The 14,755-nt window shown below is 65.5% G+C and carries 18 protein-coding genes, 1 tRNA gene and 4 pseudogenes; 11 read left to right on the top strand and 12 right to left on the bottom strand.

Features of this window, described 5'->3' with window-relative positions:
* Window positions 1-13: 13 nt before the first annotated feature.
* Entirely contained in the window at window positions 14-634 is a 621-nt protein-coding gene (gene engB, locus ESO89_RS14830) for a GTP-binding protein EngB (protein WP_128906237.1), read from the bottom strand.
* Window positions 635-697: 63 nt separating this feature from the next.
* The gene (locus ESO89_RS14825) at window positions 698-1,408 is read right to left on the bottom strand and encodes a DUF4013 domain-containing protein (RefSeq protein WP_128906236.1); all 711 of its coding nucleotides are present in this window, start codon (window positions 1,406-1,408) and stop codon (window positions 698-700) included.
* A 140-nt stretch (window positions 1,409-1,548) separates the two neighbouring features.
* Here ESO89_RS14825 and ESO89_RS14820 point away from each other — a divergent pair, with 140 nt between their 5' ends.
* Window positions 1,549-2,388 carry a 5-formyltetrahydrofolate cyclo-ligase gene (locus tag ESO89_RS14820; protein WP_128906235.1) on the top strand — a complete coding sequence of 280 codons (840 nt, stop codon included), beginning with the start codon at window positions 1,549-1,551 and terminating at the stop codon, window positions 2,386-2,388.
* A gap of 27 nt (window positions 2,389-2,415) precedes the next feature.
* Here ESO89_RS14820 and ESO89_RS14815 read toward each other — a convergent pair whose 3' ends face one another.
* From ESO89_RS14815 to ESO89_RS18800, 3 genes are all read right to left on the bottom strand, one after another.
* Window positions 2,416-2,616, bottom strand: coding sequence for a hypothetical protein (locus tag ESO89_RS14815; protein WP_128906234.1), 201 nt, complete (start codon window positions 2,614-2,616; stop codon window positions 2,416-2,418).
* Window positions 2,617-2,851: 235 nt separating this feature from the next.
* Window positions 2,852-3,946: an archaeosine biosynthesis radical SAM protein RaSEA gene (locus tag ESO89_RS14810; RefSeq protein WP_128906233.1), complete on the bottom strand. Its 1,095-nt coding sequence runs from the start codon at window positions 3,944-3,946 to the stop codon at window positions 2,852-2,854.
* Window positions 3,947-3,983: 37 nt separating this feature from the next.
* Entirely contained in the window at window positions 3,984-4,490 is a 507-nt protein-coding gene (locus tag ESO89_RS18800; RefSeq protein ID WP_206731775.1) for a hypothetical protein, read from the bottom strand.
* A gap of 252 nt (window positions 4,491-4,742) precedes the next feature.
* Here ESO89_RS18800 and ESO89_RS14800 point away from each other — a divergent pair, with 252 nt between their 5' ends.
* Window positions 4,743-6,674 carry an aldehyde ferredoxin oxidoreductase family protein gene (locus tag ESO89_RS14800; RefSeq protein WP_128906232.1) on the top strand — a complete coding sequence of 644 codons (1,932 nt, stop codon included), beginning with the start codon at window positions 4,743-4,745 and terminating at the stop codon, window positions 6,672-6,674.
* A gap of 65 nt (window positions 6,675-6,739) precedes the next feature.
* Window positions 6,740-7,084 (top strand): hypothetical protein, encoded by a 345-nt coding sequence (locus ESO89_RS14795; RefSeq protein ID WP_128906231.1) that lies wholly within the window; start codon window positions 6,740-6,742, stop codon window positions 7,082-7,084.
* 28 nt (window positions 7,085-7,112) lie between these two features.
* On the opposite strand, the gene ESO89_RS14790 is transcribed toward ESO89_RS14795, so the two are convergent.
* Both ESO89_RS14790 and ESO89_RS14785 read right to left on the bottom strand, forming a co-directional pair.
* Window positions 7,113-8,159: an enolase-like domain-containing protein gene (locus tag ESO89_RS14790; RefSeq protein ID WP_128906230.1), complete on the bottom strand. Its 1,047-nt coding sequence runs from the start codon at window positions 8,157-8,159 to the stop codon at window positions 7,113-7,115.
* Window positions 8,160-8,236: 77 nt separating this feature from the next.
* Window positions 8,237-8,947 (bottom strand): DUF1405 domain-containing protein, encoded by a 711-nt coding sequence (locus tag ESO89_RS14785; protein WP_128906229.1) that lies wholly within the window; start codon window positions 8,945-8,947, stop codon window positions 8,237-8,239.
* 161 nt (window positions 8,948-9,108) lie between these two features.
* Here ESO89_RS14785 and ESO89_RS14780 point away from each other — a divergent pair, with 161 nt between their 5' ends.
* From ESO89_RS14780 to ESO89_RS14765, 5 genes are all read left to right on the top strand, one after another.
* The gene (locus ESO89_RS14780; RefSeq protein ID WP_128906228.1) at window positions 9,109-9,783 is read left to right on the top strand and encodes an FxsA family protein; all 675 of its coding nucleotides are present in this window, start codon (window positions 9,109-9,111) and stop codon (window positions 9,781-9,783) included.
* Between the two features lie 132 nt (window positions 9,784-9,915).
* Window positions 9,916-9,989: transfer RNA gene (locus ESO89_RS14775), tRNA-Ile, on the top strand.
* Between the two features lie 172 nt (window positions 9,990-10,161).
* Window positions 10,162-10,377: a hypothetical protein gene (locus ESO89_RS14770; protein WP_128906227.1), complete on the top strand. Its 216-nt coding sequence runs from the start codon at window positions 10,162-10,164 to the stop codon at window positions 10,375-10,377.
* Entirely contained in the window at window positions 10,374-10,511 is a 138-nt protein-coding gene (locus ESO89_RS18635; RefSeq protein WP_164932811.1) for a hypothetical protein, read from the top strand. The genes ESO89_RS14770 and ESO89_RS18635 overlap by 4 nt, the downstream gene beginning before the upstream one ends.
* Window positions 10,504-10,755: a hypothetical protein gene (locus tag ESO89_RS14765; RefSeq protein WP_128906226.1), complete on the top strand. Its 252-nt coding sequence runs from the start codon at window positions 10,504-10,506 to the stop codon at window positions 10,753-10,755. The genes ESO89_RS18635 and ESO89_RS14765 overlap by 8 nt, the downstream gene beginning before the upstream one ends.
* On the opposite strand, the pseudogene ESO89_RS19295 reads toward ESO89_RS14765, so the two are convergent.
* From ESO89_RS19295 to ESO89_RS14745, 4 genes and pseudogenes are all read right to left on the bottom strand, one after another.
* Window positions 10,721-11,129 (bottom strand): annotated as a pseudogene (locus ESO89_RS19295) (tyrosine-type recombinase/integrase). The gene ESO89_RS14765 and the pseudogene ESO89_RS19295 sit on opposite strands and share 35 nt — an antisense overlap.
* A gap of 110 nt (window positions 11,130-11,239) precedes the next feature.
* Window positions 11,240-11,491 carry a type II toxin-antitoxin system HicA family toxin gene (locus tag ESO89_RS14755; RefSeq protein WP_128906225.1) on the bottom strand — a complete coding sequence of 84 codons (252 nt, stop codon included), beginning with the start codon at window positions 11,489-11,491 and terminating at the stop codon, window positions 11,240-11,242.
* Window positions 11,492-11,752, bottom strand: a complete 261-nt coding sequence (locus ESO89_RS14750) for a type II toxin-antitoxin system HicB family antitoxin (RefSeq protein WP_128906224.1) — start codon at window positions 11,750-11,752, stop codon at window positions 11,492-11,494.
* 196 nt (window positions 11,753-11,948) lie between these two features.
* Complete coding sequence (locus ESO89_RS14745; RefSeq protein ID WP_128906223.1) at window positions 11,949-12,206, bottom strand: type II toxin-antitoxin system HicB family antitoxin; 258 nt, start codon at window positions 12,204-12,206, stop codon at window positions 11,949-11,951.
* 101 nt (window positions 12,207-12,307) lie between these two features.
* Here ESO89_RS14745 and ESO89_RS14740 point away from each other — a divergent pair.
* Window positions 12,308-12,946 (top strand): annotated as a pseudogene (locus tag ESO89_RS14740) (IS6 family transposase).
* A gap of 53 nt (window positions 12,947-12,999) precedes the next feature.
* Here the strand turns inward: ESO89_RS14740 and ESO89_RS14735 are convergent.
* On the bottom strand, window positions 13,000-13,674 hold the full coding sequence (locus ESO89_RS14735) for a helix-turn-helix domain-containing protein (RefSeq protein ID WP_128906222.1): 675 nt from the start codon (window positions 13,672-13,674) through the stop codon (window positions 13,000-13,002).
* A 96-nt stretch (window positions 13,675-13,770) separates the two neighbouring features.
* Between ESO89_RS14735 and ESO89_RS19420 the strand changes: the two are divergent.
* Both ESO89_RS19420 and ESO89_RS18625 read left to right on the top strand, forming a co-directional pair.
* Window positions 13,771-14,420, top strand: a pseudogene (locus ESO89_RS19420) (hypothetical protein); the annotation flags it as partial.
* A pseudogene (locus ESO89_RS18625) lies at window positions 14,418-14,614 on the top strand (hypothetical protein). The pseudogenes ESO89_RS19420 and ESO89_RS18625, both read left to right, overlap by 3 nt.
* The last annotated feature ends 141 nt before the right edge of the window (window positions 14,615-14,755 follow it).

Raw genomic sequence — 14,755 nt, 5'->3', positions numbered from 1 at the left:
CGAGCCTGCGCGCTTAGGCGACGAACTTCAGCAGGTCGTCGCGGTTGTGCTCGTGGAAGCGCGTCTGGAGACACTCCTCTAGCGCCTCGATGTCGCCGCGCTTCGCGCAGATCGGGGCGATCCGGTCGGACCACTGCTGCCACGGCGGGTACAGTCCCAGTCGGTCGCAGATCGCGTCGAGCCGCTCGTCGAGGTCGTCGATCTTGTCGGTCTTGTTGACGGCGACGATGGGCTCGACGCCCACGTCCTCCAAGAAGCCGAACATCTCCACGTCGTGGGGAATATTCCCGCGTTCTGCGTGGCGGTCGATGATGTCGACGGCGGCCTTCCCGTCCATCACGACGACGCCCGCCAGGATCGAGTCGGCGTTCTCCTCTAGGTAGTGGACGATGTTCGTCTTGATCGCCTCGCGGTGTTCCTCCTCGACGCCGGACATGAACCCGAATCCGGGGAGATCCGTGAACATGAAGCTCTCGCTGGCCCAGTCGAAATGATTCGGCTGGCGGGTCACCCCCGGCTTGCCGCCGGTCGAAAAGTCGTGGCCCGTCAGCTCCCGCATCAGCGTGGACTTGCCGACGTTCGAGCGCCCCACGAGGACGACCTCGGCGTCGCGGTCCGGCCGGTCTTCGAACATACCTGTACGTGGGCGATTGAGCGGTTTAAAAGGCGCGTCGCGGGACGCGTCGATGGGACGACTTCAGTACGCCACGTCGTCGCCGACCGTCCCCACGTCGCCGCCGGCCGACTCCGTCTCGATCCGGTCGTTCACGCTCGCGAACGCGGAGCCGAACATCCGGAACACCGCGACCTGTCCGTAGAACTGGACGAAGGGGACGAGCAGGAGGCCGACGACCGTCACCGCGAGTACCGCCGCGACGATCCACGTGATCACCGCCACGACGATGGGCATCAGCACGGCGACGAGGTACTCGGTGCTGAACAGCGCCGGCTTCAGCAGGTCGAGGTCGAACGCGGCCCCGATCTCACCGCGGGCCGCGTACGCCGACAGCGCGGCGGGCACGGCGTAGTAGACGAGGAACAGCACGGGGATGAACGCCAGCGCGAGCAGCACGCCGACGACTCCGATGAGCGCGCCGGCGTCGCCGCCGATCGCGCCGCTCGTCCCGCCCACGATCGCGACGACGACCCCGTACACGACGACCGGGATCACCGTGTACGCGATCGTGATGATCGTCCCGACGACGCCTTTCATCAGGAGGTCGCCCCACTCGGTGAACTCCGGCGGCACGTCCTCGCCGCCGATGGTCTGTTCGAGCACGCGGACGAGGTACCCGACGATGACGAACGCCGGGAGGAGGAATATCGAGAGGAAGCCCAGCACGCCCCCGATGATAATTCGTCCGATCCAGTCGTCGCGAACCGGGTATGAAAGTCCGTCTTCGAGCATGGATGAATTCACACACATCTGATATATAAACACATCGGTAAATCGATTCGATCGGGTGACTGGAGCGGGATGAGCGGGAGCCGAAACTGGGACGACATCGGCTTCGTGGAGTACTTGTCGCCGCGCTGCGTCGTCCGACCATGGACAAACAGGCCGTCCGCGAGACCGTCTGGGACGCCGTCGAGGAGCGCGGCGAAGCCCGGTTCCCGTTCCCGCCGCACGACCGGATCCCGAATTTCGCGGGCGCCGACGCCGCGTGCGACCGCCTAACCGACACCGAGACGTGGGCGACGGCGACGACGCTGAAGTGCAACCCAGACGCGCCGCAGCTCCCCGTGCGGCGCGCCGCGCTCCGCGCCGGAAAGACGGTGTACGTCGCCCAGCCGCGGCTCCGCGACGGCGATCCGTTTCTCCGGCTCGACCCGGCCGACATCGCTCCGGGGGAGATAGACGACGCCACCACCGTTTCGGGCATCTCGACGCACGGCACCCCGGTCCCGCCGGAGGACGTGCCGCACATCGACCTCGTGATCGCCGGTTCGGTGGGCGTCACGACCGACGGCGCCCGGATCGGGAAGGGTGAGGGGTACAGCGACTTGGAGTGGGGCGTGCTCAGCGAGCTCGGCGCCGTCGACAGAGAGGCGCAAAGCGCCTCTGGCAGCGAGGGACAGAGTCCCTCGGGCAACCGGGCTTCGCCCGGTGACAGTCGGGCGAAGCCCGACGACGACGCGACCGCCGTGGCGACCACGGTCCACGAGCTGTCGGTCCTCGACGGTCCCCAATCGCCGATCGCGGACACCGCCGAGCTTCCGGCGCCCGACGCGCACGACGTGCCGCTCGACCTAGTGGTGACTCCCGAGCGAACGATTGGAACCGACACGCCCTATCCGCGCCCGGAGGGGATCGACTGGGACGTGCTCGACGACGAGACACTCAACACGATTCCGGTGTTGTCAGAGCGCGCGCAGAGGAGGGAGTGAGGCGCAACGGCTCTCGATCGCGACGGCTCAGTCCGCCCGCGGCGCCGGGGCCGACCGCTCCGTCCGGTGGTCGGCGACGTGACCGCACTCCGGGCAAACGATGGTGCGTTCGTCGCCGTCGCTGACGACGAGCCACCCCTCGGAGACGGGGTTCTCGAAGCTGCACTCGGCACAGAACAGGACCGACTTCCCGCGGGAGGACCGGGGACCGCTGGCGTCTGCGTTCATGGTTCACCTCAGTATCCGGAGGTATAAGGGTCTTTTTCGACCTGATCGTTCGGTATAATCCGGCCTACAATGCGTATATCGTTTGAAAGTTCGTACAAAATAGATCGGACGTTTCGGAAACGCCGAGAGATATGATCGCTATCGCCCACGATCGCGTCGCTTTCGGACAGGAGGCAGAAGGCGGAGGACAGGAGGCAGAAGGCGGAGGACGGAGGACAGAAGGCGGAAGACGGAGCTACCGCGCGAGCGGCATGTTGTAGCTCGTCTCCTCTTCCATCACGAGCTCCCACGTCGCCTCGCACTCGCAGGACACCTGCTCGAAGACGCTTGGGTCCTGCCGCTTGTCGAAGTCCTTGATCGCGGTCTGGACGCGGTCGTCGCACTCGCCGCAGTTGTGCGCGCCGCGATCGGAACCGTGCCCGACCGGGTCGGAGACGACGATGGCGTCGACGTCGGCGGTCGCTTCGAGGACGTGCGCGACCGACCAGAGCCACGGCGGACGGTACCCCCCCTCGAAGAACAGCTCGTCGACCATCGTGTACCGCTGGACGTTGGTCGGGTTCATCGAAACGGTGTGACAGCCGTCCACGTCGGCGCAGCGCCGGATCGAGTCGATCATGTCGGCGGCGGCCTCCGGTTCCGCGAGGAAGGGCGGCTTCATCAGGAGGTACGCCTTGATCCCCACGTCGGCGTCGAACGTTTCGTCGGCCGCGGCCGCCTCCGCGCAGGCGTCCTCGAAGTCGGCGAAGTCGAAGTACTTGTTCACGCAGTCGTGACGGACGCGGTCGGTCGCGGTCTCCAACCCGACCGCCACGTCGGTCGCGATGTCGTGGTCCGCGAAGTCGCCGATCTTCTCCTGACTCACGAAGTCCGGCAGCGACTCGACGACGATCCGGTCCCGGTCCGCGAACGTCTCGGCGATGGCCCGCCGGGTCTCCGCGGGGACCTCGCGCTCGTCGAGGAACGAGCCGGAGGTGTAGATCTTGATCAGCTCGGCGGGGGCGTCGGCCTCCTCGCGCTCGTGGTCGAGACACACCTCGATCTGGTTCATGAGGGCCTCGTGGCTCACGCTGCCGCCCTCGACCGACTCCGCGACGTAGCCGCACATGGTGCAGCCGCCGGCGCGGGCCCACCGGCAGCCGCCGGTGTTGAGGATGATCGTGAGGGAGTTCACGACCCCGTCGGGCGTGTTGTCCTCGTCGATCCACACGCGGGTGGGCTCCGTCGGGTCGTACGTCTCCGAGCGCTCGGCGCGGATGTCGCGCATCACGGCGTTGTGCGCGTCCATCCCGCGCCCCTGCTCGTACGCGTCGGGGCTCGGCTTGCTCATTACCGGTGGAAGCGGGCGAGCGCGTAAAGCCGTGTCGTCATCGCGGGCGCTCGCGGGCCATGGTTCTCGCGTCGACCGTGGCGACCACGACGACAGAGCCCAGACCGACCGCCGCCCCGACAGCGTTGACGGCGGCGTCGTCCCACCCGAACGACCGCCACGGGATCGGGGCCTGCAGGAGTTCGATCCCGAACCCGAACGCGACCGCCGCCCCGGCAGCGAGGAGAAGCCCGCGCCGACCCCGACCGATCGCGCGGCTCGCGAGGAGCGCCAAGACCGCGTAGCCGACGAGGTGGAAGGGATCGGTGAAACCGATATCGAGGGGGAGCGCGCCGACGGTTCCGGCGCTCCCGCTACCCGAACCGTCAGCGGGCGCGATCCACGACACCGGAATCAGCGAGGCGCCGAGGAGCAGCGACGCGAATCCGACGGTGCCGACCCACTGACCGATTCGCGCTCCCCGGTCGGCCTGGTCGTCGCCGTCGCGTTCGCGGTCGATCCCGATCACGTGCTCCCGTTCACGGCCCGCGAAGTTAGCGGTCACGGGCCGGTCACGGAGCAGGTGCTATCGCCCGGCGGACTCGCCCGCGCCGAAACCGGTCGGCAGTACGACCGCCGGTCAGGGCGTGTGAACGCGTCTCGAATCCCGCTCTGTCGGCGATTTTCGCCCTCGTCTCGCTCCGCTCGCTTATATACTTCGACGGCGACTTCCGGGGCGTCGGCGTAACCGATACTCATTGCGTCCGGAGGTGAACAACTAACCCGCTACGGTCCATCTATAATGAACGAGCATTACATGACTGAAATGGGCGGCTACAGAGACCGAGTTGCACAGGTCGATCTCGGGGACGGAGCGGTCGACTACCGGGGGATCGACGGGGAGGACGCGGAGAAGTTCATCGGCGCGCGCGGGCTCGGCGTCAAGTACGTCTTCGACGCCGGCCCAGATGTCGACCCGCTGGGGCCGGACAACCGGCTCGCGATCATGACCGGTCCCCTCACGGGGACCCAGACCGTGATGAGCGGCCGGGTCGCGTTCGTTACCAAATCCCCGCTGACGGGAACGGTCACCGACTCGCACCACGGCGGCTGGTCGGGGGCGCGGCTCAAGTGGTCCGGGCTCGACGGCATCCTGCTCGACGGCGCGAGCGACGAACCAGTCTACCTGTTCGTCGAGGACGGCGAGGTCGAGGTACGCGACGCCTCCCACCTCTGGGGACAGGGCGTCCACGACGCGATCGACGCCATCGGCGAGGAGGTCGACGGGAAGGTCGGGCGAAACGTCTCCGTGATGGCGATCGGACAGGGCGGCGAGAACGAGGTACGCTACGGCTGCGTCATCAACGAGGACGACCGCGCCTCGGGCCGGGGCGGCACGGGCGCCGTGATGGGCTCGAAGAACGTGAAGGCCGTCGTCGTGAAGTCGGGCACCAACATGCCGAAGCCGGCCGCCCCCGAGACGTTCCAGGAGGGATACCAGCAGGCGATGGAGGTCATCCGGGAGTCCGACGTGACCGCGCCCAACGAGGGCGGGCTCTCGATGTACGGCACCAACGTCCTGATGAACGCGACGGAGGAGATGGACGGTCTCCCGACGAAGAACGCGAGACACACCTCGACGGAGGCGTACAGCGAGGCCGACGGGGTCGACGTACAGGCCGAGCGCGTCTCCGGCGAGAACGTCCGCGAGAACATCCTCGTCGACGAGCCGACGTGTCACTCCTGTCCGGTGGCGTGTAAGAAGGAGGTCGAGGTCGACGCCACGCACAAGGGCGAGGAGATGAACGTCCGCATGGAGTCGTACGAGTACGAGTCCGCGTGGGCGCTCGGCCCGAACTCCGGGCACTCCGACCGCGACGAGGTCGCCGTGATGATCGACCGGTGTAACGATCTGGGCATCGACACCATCGACTCCGGAAACATGATGGCGATGGCGATGGAGATGAGCGAGGAGGGGAAACTCGACGGCGTCGGCCACCTCGACTGGGGCGACTCCGAGACGATGATCGATCTGCTCGACGAGATCGGTCACCGCTCCTCGGACCTCGGTGACCTCCTCGCGGAGGGCCCCGAGCGCGTCGCCGACGCGAAGGACGCGCACGGCAACAAGCTCTCCGTGAAGGGCCAGACGATGGCGGCGTACGACCCGCGCTGCATGAAGGGGATGGGGATCGCGTACGCGACCTCCAACCGCGGCGCCTGCCACCTGCGCGGCTACACGCCGGCCGCCGAGATCCTCGGCATTCCGGAGAAGGTCGACCCGTACGAGTGGGAGGGGAAAGGCGAGCTCACCGCCACCTTCCAGAACCTGCACGCGGTGTCGGATTCCTTCGACATCTGCAAGTTCAGCGCGTTCGCGGAGGGGATCGAGGAGTACGTGCTCCAGTACAACGGGATGACCGGCCGCGACCTCTCAGAGGACGAGCTGTTCGAGGCCGGCGAACGGGTGTACAACCTCGAACGCTACTACAACAATCTCGTCGGCTTCGACGGCGCGGACGACACCCTGCCGAACCGCTTCGTCGAGGGGCACCCGGACGCCATCCCCGGCACGGGCGCCAGCGAGGGCGAACTGGTCGAACTCGACGAGATGAAGGCCGAGTACTACGAGACCCGCGACTGGGTCGACGGCGTCGTTCCCGACGAGAAGCTCGACGAACTCGGGATCGACATCGGGCCCGGAACCGGCGTCTCCGCCGGCGACTCCGCGGCTCCCGCCGACGACTGAGGTGGATCGCGTCTCGCCCGCCGCTCGCGTTTATTTTTAACTAGCCCGCGACGGTAGCGCCGCGTATGGCACACGACCCGCTCTCTCCCTCCGAAGCCCTCCGAACGCCGGTCGGGACGGTGGTGGCCGTCGTCTCGCTCCTCGTGATCGTCTACTCGCTCGTGATCGTCGCACAGCTCCTCCTCGGCCTTATGATCGGCGTCGCGCTACCGGTCGGTCTGTACCTCAGCTACCGGTTGGTCGCCGCGCTCGACGCGCTCGCCGACGGAGCCCAACGGATCACCGACGCCTGCGAGCGCGATGGGGACGAGGCGTCCCGGTTCGGCTCCGGGACCGAGCGTGACTCCGCGACCGGCCGCGACGTCGAGGCGTCGCGGTCGTCGGACCGAGTCACGGAGCGCGAGCGGTAGCGGCCGGAAGCTGGCGCCTCTTGTCCGCCTAGAACTCGAAGCCGACGGCGTCGCGGTCCGGCCGAAGCGGGCTCATCGGATACGGCGACGACGCCTCGGGGTCGTTGAACGGCCGGGGCGCCACGTCGTTCGGTCCGTCGGGGTAGAACAGCGCCGCGAGCGTCTGGACCGCGGTCCGACCGCTAGCGAGCTCGAACTGGCCGCCGCCGTACAGCTCGATCCCCTCGTCCTGACAGTACGCGATCGTCTCGAACAGCGATTCGAGGGTGCCGAACCGGGAGGGCTTGATGTTACACCATCCCGGCTCGACCGGGAGCGAGTCGAGGCTCGCGACGCCGTCGATCGGGTAGTCGAAGGAGAGCCGGTCGGCCTGCGGCTCGACGAGCGGGCGCGTCTGTGGCGTGAACGCGGCGTCCTCCACGATCGCGGCCGGGAACGCGGCGAACACGTCGCGGTACAGCTCGGGATCGGCCTCGACGTCGACGTCGGTGCCCTCGTACCAGCCCTTCAGGTCGAGGATTCGCACCGCGTCGGTCTCTCTGAGCGCCGTGAACGCCTCCTCCGGCCAGTCGGGCGTCGGGTCGAGCTTGAACTCCAACTCGTCGTCGAGGGCGAGCAGCTCCTCGACGCGGTCCGTGGTTGGCGGCTCCCCCAGCCGCGTCGAGACGACGAACCGGACCGGCTCGGGATCGCGACCGAGATACTCGCCGAGCGACTCCTCGCGCTGCCGGAGCGCCAGATCGAGCGCGGCGCTCTCGACCGCCCACCGGCGGTAGTTGCGGAAGTACTCCTGTGCGGGCGCCTTGTGCGCGAACAGGTCGATCTCGTCGAGACGTGTCGACAGCTCGTCGATCGTCCACTCGCCCTCGATGTCGATGGGGTCGGTCCCGACGAGCGCGGCGTGGTCCTCGGTCTCGTAGGTCACGTCCTCCCCTCGCCCGATAACGCCGTCGCCCGCGAGGCGGAACTCGGTGGTCGTTCGCTCGAACCCGCTGGTCGTCTTCTCCGTGTATCGGCGGCGCTCCACCGACTCGATCGTCACGGACAGGTCCGCGATCCGCTCGTACGCGCTCATAACACGGTCGACGGTCCGCGGGGACTTAAACGGGGGACGCCACGGGTGGGGTCGCGGGGGCGGGCGTTGTCGCTGAATCAGGTCTCGTCGCCGGAGCGGAGGCGGACCCGGAGCGTCGCGATCCGCGTCGCGAGCGCCCAGAACAGCGGGATCACCGTGAGCGCGACGGCGCCGGCCGCCGCGACCTGCAGCACGGTCGTCGTGAACCACGGCTCGGCGTCGGGGTAGGGGATCGACGTGTGGGTCACCTCGCCGATCACCGGGACGAAGTAGTCCATCAGCAGGTCGACCGTGTACCACGCGGTCGCGACCGCGACCGCCTTCAGCGGGAAGTCGGTGATCCGGTGGAGCACGAACGCCTGCACGACCATCCCGAGGTGGCTCACGAAGAGGAACGCGTACATCGCGGGCCCCGAGTTCGCGAGGAACGCGGGGGAGAAGACGGCGAGCACGTACGGCGTCCAGAGCCCGAGCTTGACGTTCCCGAAGAAGGCGAGCGTCGCGAGCGTGTCGCTCGACCGGCCGAGCCCCCACGCCGCGAGCGCGAGCGCGATCAGAAGCGTCGCGCCGGGACTGTCGGGGATGAACGGCCACATCTCGACCGGGAGCTCGCGGAACTGGAACCGGTAGTACCAGAAGCCGAACGCGGTGCCGAGGAGGTTGATGGCGACGATCACCCAGACGAACCGGAAGGCCACGTCCTCCAGCGCCTTCGGGAGCGGAGCGAGCCACCGCGGCGGCGACTCGCGGTCCGGGGGGTCGCGGCCGAGCGCGCCGACGATGTCCATACGGTCGGCTCGAACCGGTCGGTCAAAGCCGTGGCGGTCGCGGGGCGGGAGAGACGGCCGGCCACGGACCGGCGAGACGGACGACTGCGGAGCGGTGACGCCACCGACCCCGCAAGCCCCGGACGAAAAGGGCTATGGGTCCCCGGCGGGAAGACGACGGTATGCGCCCGCGAACGCTGCTCGCGCTGCTCCTCGTCGTCCCCCTCGTGGACGCGCTGTTCCTGATCGTCGTCGCGACGCGGCTGGGGTGGCCGGTCACGGTCGCGCTCGTCGTGTTGACGGCCGTCCTCGGGATGCTTCTCCTCCGCGCCGAGGGACGCGCAACGCTCGCGCGGGTCCAGCGCAAACTGGCACGCGGCGAGCCGCCGACCGACGAACTGCTCGACGGCGGCCTCCTGATCGCCGCCGGCGCGTTCCTGCTCACGCCGGGGCTCGTCACCGACGCGGTCGGGTTCCTTCTCGCGCTCCCGCTCTCGCGGGTCCCGATCCGCATAGCCCTCAAGAAGTACGTCGTGATCCCGTACCTCGACCGCGAAACCGACGGGTTCACCACCGGAAACGTCTACATCGGCGGCTTCCCCGGCGGCGACGGAGACGGCGCCGGTGCCGGGTTCACGATGGGCGGCGGCGCGTTCGGTGGCGGGAACTTCGGCGCTGGCAACTTCGACGGCGACGACTTCGACGAGGATGAGTTCGACGGCAACGACGACTTCGACGGTCAGGACTCCACCGGCGGCGGTTCGGACAGCGACCGCTTCGACGACGCGGACCGCGCGGACGACGTCGTCGACGTGGACTTCACGGTCGAAGACGAGGAGACGGACCGGACCGACTGACGCACCGCTTTCCACGCGCTTTCCCCGCCACGTGAGCCGTTTCCGACGCGATCCGAAACCGACTGACTGCGGGCGATTCGCGAAAGGAAACCCTTAAAATCCTACCAGCGCAACGAACGAATGCGCTCACCTGGGCCAATAGCTCAGTCAGGTTGAGCGCTCGGCTGATAACCGGGAGGTCCACGGTTCAAATCCGTGTTGGCCCACCTACTGCGCGCACGGTCTTTGGCCGTGCGGGATTGGTGGGCTGGGACTCCCCAGCCACCCAATTTCGTCGTTCTAACACTCCTGAGGAGGGGGTCCAAAATCGCAATTCCAACAGATCACTAGGCGCGCCTCTACGCCGTACTGCGGTGCGCGGAGTGGAGGTGTGCCCGCGTGAGCCTCGGCTACTCCGGCTCCTTCACCGCCTTGAAGTCCCGCGAGTTCTGGTGTGACACCTGCGGCGCCCGCTGTACCCGGAGCATCAACGGCTACCTCGAGTACGGTCACCTCGTCGGCTGTCCCGATCGTCCCGACTCCTTCTCGAAAGGGACCTCGGACGGCCCTCGCCGGTACAAGCCCGACGACGTTGACGGGGGTGCGTCCGCGTGAGCGACGAATCCTGTCACGCGAGCTCGCTCGCGGAACAGCTCCGGCCCGCGGAGGAGAACGGTAACCTCCCCGACGAGCTCGCGGAGAAACGCGACGACGAGGGGGACGACCAGGAGGGTTCAGTCGATGAGTAACCAGCCCTCCCTCGTCGAGGCGTCTCGTCCGGACGGTCTCGTGGTCGACGAGACCGGAGAGTTCGCTGAACACCACGACCACGGAGCCGTTTACTCCGACGGCGAGTATGACCTTGAGGGGACGGTCGACGTTCTCGAGGAGAGGTTCTCCGACTCGGCGACCTCTTTAATCTCACCGTGGAGCGACCACGGAAGATCGATATTCGGTCTCACGCGAACCCCGCCTCCTCGAAGGCGTCGTTGACGACCTCGGGCGTCGGCGCGTTCAGGTAGGGCTCGATCGCTTGGAAGGAATCCCACCCACCGACCTGCATGACGACGCGCGGGTTCACCTGTTTATCGACGAGGAGGCGCTGCGCGAACCGGCGCCGGAGATCGTGACTCGACACGTGGCGGAAGTCGTCGTCGCCGGTCGCGTCGGCCGCGCGCTCGGCCGTGCGTTTGACGTGTCTTCGGCGCGACCTGCGGGATCTCGAAGGCGCGGAGTCCGACGAACCCGCCGAGCTGTATCACGAGGTCGTCGCGGTGACCACCCGCGGCGCGGCGGAGCTCCTCGAGGTCGGCGTCCGTGAGCCACACTTTGTGCTGGTCCTCCTTGCCGGTCGCCTCTAAGCGCATGTGAACTTCCAAAAGAAGGTAGCACTTAGTACGGCAGAACCGACGAGGCCCTCACCGTGATCGGGGCGGATTCGGGGGGTTCGTTGACGACTTCTTTCACAAGTCGGCAGTCACCGATGCGCGTCGATCCACTCACACCACGCGTGGAAGTCCTCGGCTCCGCACTGGTCCGCGATCGACTGCAGCGTCCCGGTCGGGATCTCGTCTTCGGACGCCATGGGAACAGTCACGATCCGGACTTCGTCCGTATCTGGTGACTCGTAGCGCATCTTCAGGTGACTGCCGACGCGACCGACACGCTCGTATCCGAAATCGTGGAGTACCGACGCGATATCTCGCCCGGAAAAGTTCGTCCGGACCATTCACTGCATGAATTCGGGAAGATCCTTGTCGCCGGGCTCCGCGTCCTCGAGGCCCCACTCTTCGAGGTCCTCTTCGGTCACGGGCTCGCCGCCGCCTTCGTGAAGCTCGATCGCCTCCGCGAGCATCCGGAGGGCTTCCGCCTTCGTGTCGCCGAACGACGCGACACCGGTCTCGATGTCCGTCGCGGTGATCGAGCCGTCATCCTCGTGAATGAACTCGACCCCCTCCCCGTTGGACGGGTCGCGTGTCGCACTTGCCATACCTCCTCTTCGTGGACCGCTCGAATAAGCGTTCTGTCGGTGAGTGGAACGCTCACGACCCGAACCTCGTCAGTCTCCGGGTGATCGTACCGGAGCTTCACGTGACTCCCCTCGCGACCGACCGGTCGATAGCGCATCGAGCGGAGCGCCTTCACGATCTCACGGCCGTCAAAACTCGCATAGACCATCGAGACGACTACTCCCAGGGCGGATCGCCCGCGTCTTCGATCTCGTCTGCGTCGACGCCGATCTCCTCGAAGAACGCCTCCTCGTCTCCGATCGGCTCGCCGCCGCCGGCGTGGAGGGTCAACGCGTCCGCGAGCCGGGAGAGTGCCACCGGCTTCGACTTGCCGGACGCGGCGACGCCCGACTCAACGTCGCGTGCCGTCACGAGGTCCTCCTCGTAGGTGAACTCCACTCCGTCGGCACGGTCGTTCTCCGAAGTGGTCGCCATTACCTGTATCGAGGCGGGGAACGGGTGAAAAGTGTTCTGGCGGAGTGGCTGAAAAGGGTCGCGTTAAGTTAGTGAATGAGGCGGACGTGTTCTGAGTGTCTATGACAGAATTCGACCGCCTCAGCGAACGTATCGCGTGGATCGACTTGTCGTTTGTGGAGCGAGAGCGGACGCCGCGCTGGGCGATTGAAGTAGGGATCCGCTGTCACTTGGCCGGTATATCTCTGCGCGAGGTAAGTAAGCATCTCGAAAGGTTTGGGATCGTTCGGAGACACGTCGCTGTTCACGATTGGGTTCATAAAGCGGATCTACAGCCGATCTCGACCGTCTCGGAGGATCAACTCGCGGTTGACGAAAAGATGATCCGCCTCCACGGACAGAAGTTCTGGCTGTACGGCGCGGTTGATCCGTATACGAACGAAATTCTCCACGTGAGTCTCTATCCGACCACAAATAAGCAATCAACGCGATAGTTTCTAACCGAGCTGCATCGGCGCTACCAGCTGAATGACGTCGAATTTCTCGTTGATGATGCAGACTATCTTGGACCAGTCCTTGCTGAAGACGGCTATCGATTTCGAGTGATTCGCCATGGAAATCGGAACGCTATCGAACGTGTCTTCTGGGAAATAGAACGTCGAACATCATCGTTCGCAAATAGTTTCAGCAATGTCGCGCTGGAGACAGCTCAAAATTGGCTCGAAGCCGTCGCCGTCTACCACAATTCACGCCAAACTTAACGCGACCGGTTGAGATAGGAACTATCTCGACGAATCACAGACCCCGATTCCACCTAACTAGACGGCGTGGACAACTGAACTTGAGAGTCGAGGGAGGATGTGATGAGCTGTCGTTCTCCACGACGGAGGAGACTCGATAGCGACGGCTGTGAGATTCCGAGTTCCTCGGCGAGTTCCTCGGCCATGACCCGACGCGGGCTCTCGTAATAGCCGCGAGAGATAGCGAGTGTGAGCGCCTCGCGCTGCCGGTCGGTGAGGCCGTCCTGAGATGTGTCCTCAGACGCGGACGGCTCTGAGGAGATGGAGACAAGATCGAGCGAGATGCCGTGGCTCTCACAGCTCTTCCGAAAGTCGTTGAACTCTTCATACTCCTTGAAAACCTTCGTCTCGTACCAGCCGTCCGGCGTGATGATCGTCGGCTCAAGCTGTGCGCCCTCGAAATCGGGGGCGAACGCCTGCGAGACAGACTCTTCCAGTTCGACGGTGAGCTTGTAGACTGCCTTCTCACTTGTTTCTCCGACCGAATCCACATCTACGACATCGTCGAGAGCCTGCAAGTCTTCCTCGGAGATATCATCGTCGTGGTCGAATTGAATAGTAAAGATCTGCACGTCCGGCCGGAGACAGAGCGCGTGAATACACTCAATTTCGTCCGGTGACAGTGTCTCTGAGATACTGACGAGCGGAAGTGAGGACGACCGGAGGACGAACTCAGTAGTTATAGTCATCGTGTGAAGACACGCCATCTGGATAGTTAATCTTCTGGGTCCACTCAGACTTGAGATTGTTTTTGCGCCCGGGAGAGGGGCGCAGGGCGCGAGACAATGCAGGCATCCGTCGATGAGCGTTCCTGCATCGAGGTGACCGAAATGAAAGATCCTGAGGCCAGAACCATCTTCGCTGGCGTCGATGGACGTACCGACACCGAAATGCCCGAGTGGTACCAAGAACGTCACGGGGGTGCAGACCCCGTGACCTTCGCCGAGGCGATCCGCGATCTCCCGCAGGCCGTCGAGACGACCGTGGCGTACCAGAATCCATACACCGACGGGTGGGTCGAGACGGAGCGGTTCAACGCGCTCGTCGAGCCGAGTCGCGCCCGCTCGCAGGGCCGTGACGAGGACGCGGAGACGGATCCTTGTTCCATATCCCGACTGACTCGTACTCGATCATCAACCCGGTCGACGTGTACGGCCCGCTGGAAGAGGTCCTTCGCGAGGAGACCATCGACGGGACGCCGCTGGGTGACGAGATGTTCGGGGAGATCCGGCGCTACCGGGGTGGCGGCGAGGTCCACATGGACATCATGTTCGACGGCCTCGAGGTACGCCTCCCCGGGCGGCCGGACCCAATCACGATGGGCGTCACGTCGGGCTACGACTTCTTCGGCGAGCACGCCGTCTACGTGGAGGGCTTCGCCCAGGATGGGTACTGTTCCAACACGATGCGCTCGCTCACCGACAAGGAGGTCATCAATGACGACGAATTCCCACCGAGAAGCGTCTCGAAGCACCGAATTACCGACTGGTTGAGGCCGGTATCGCGACGATTCCCGATATGGAGACCCTGCAAGAGTGTGTTGCCTACGAGAACGCCCACCAGAATCGGACGCAGATCCTGCGCCAGCTCAAGTGGAAGGCTGACGAGCTGCGTGAGGACGAAGAATAAGATCTGGTATTAACCAGCATACTCCGCGAAGATTCCCTCTCTGTTGAGCCTGTCATAGAATCCGTCTCATAGCTTGAGCTTCTCACGGCCCGGATTATTTCCCCGCTCAAAATTGGTAATAGCAACGACAATTCGGAGACA

Source organism: Halorubrum amylolyticum, from assembly GCF_004114995.1.
GTDB lineage: Archaea > Halobacteriota > Halobacteria > Halobacteriales > Haloferacaceae > Halorubrum > Halorubrum amylolyticum.
The sequence above is the reverse complement of the archived record's forward strand: the minus strand, read 5'-3'. Positions and strand labels throughout refer to the sequence as shown.

Coding starts and splice junctions, on each gene's coding strand:
- ESO89_RS14780 (WP_128906228.1), top strand. CDS start 9,109: ATGCGCCCGCGAACGCTGCTCGCGCTGCTCCTCGTCGTCCCCCTCGTG.
- ESO89_RS14825 (WP_128906236.1), bottom strand. CDS start 1,408: ATGCTCGAAGACGGACTTTCATACCCGGTTCGCGACGACTGGATCGGA.
- ESO89_RS14765 (WP_128906226.1), top strand. CDS start 10,504: ATGAGTAACCAGCCCTCCCTCGTCGAGGCGTCTCGTCCGGACGGTCTC.
- ESO89_RS14820 (WP_128906235.1), top strand. CDS start 1,549: ATGGACAAACAGGCCGTCCGCGAGACCGTCTGGGACGCCGTCGAGGAG.
- ESO89_RS14750 (WP_128906224.1), bottom strand. CDS start 11,752: ATGGCAAGTGCGACACGCGACCCGTCCAACGGGGAGGGGGTCGAGTTC.
- ESO89_RS14755 (WP_128906225.1), bottom strand. CDS start 11,491: ATGGTCCGGACGAACTTTTCCGGGCGAGATATCGCGTCGGTACTCCAC.
- ESO89_RS14815 (WP_128906234.1), bottom strand. CDS start 2,616: ATGAACGCAGACGCCAGCGGTCCCCGGTCCTCCCGCGGGAAGTCGGTC.
- ESO89_RS14795 (WP_128906231.1), top strand. CDS start 6,740: ATGGCACACGACCCGCTCTCTCCCTCCGAAGCCCTCCGAACGCCGGTC.
- ESO89_RS14790 (WP_128906230.1), bottom strand. CDS start 8,159: ATGAGCGCGTACGAGCGGATCGCGGACCTGTCCGTGACGATCGAGTCG.
- ESO89_RS14735 (WP_128906222.1), bottom strand. CDS start 13,674: ATGACTATAACTACTGAGTTCGTCCTCCGGTCGTCCTCACTTCCGCTC.
- ESO89_RS14810 (WP_128906233.1), bottom strand. CDS start 3,946: ATGAGCAAGCCGAGCCCCGACGCGTACGAGCAGGGGCGCGGGATGGAC.
- engB (WP_128906237.1), bottom strand. CDS start 634: ATGTTCGAAGACCGGCCGGACCGCGACGCCGAGGTCGTCCTCGTGGGG.
- ESO89_RS14800 (WP_128906232.1), top strand. CDS start 4,743: ATGACTGAAATGGGCGGCTACAGAGACCGAGTTGCACAGGTCGATCTC.
- ESO89_RS14785 (WP_128906229.1), bottom strand. CDS start 8,947: ATGGACATCGTCGGCGCGCTCGGCCGCGACCCCCCGGACCGCGAGTCG.
- ESO89_RS14745 (WP_128906223.1), bottom strand. CDS start 12,206: ATGGCGACCACTTCGGAGAACGACCGTGCCGACGGAGTGGAGTTCACC.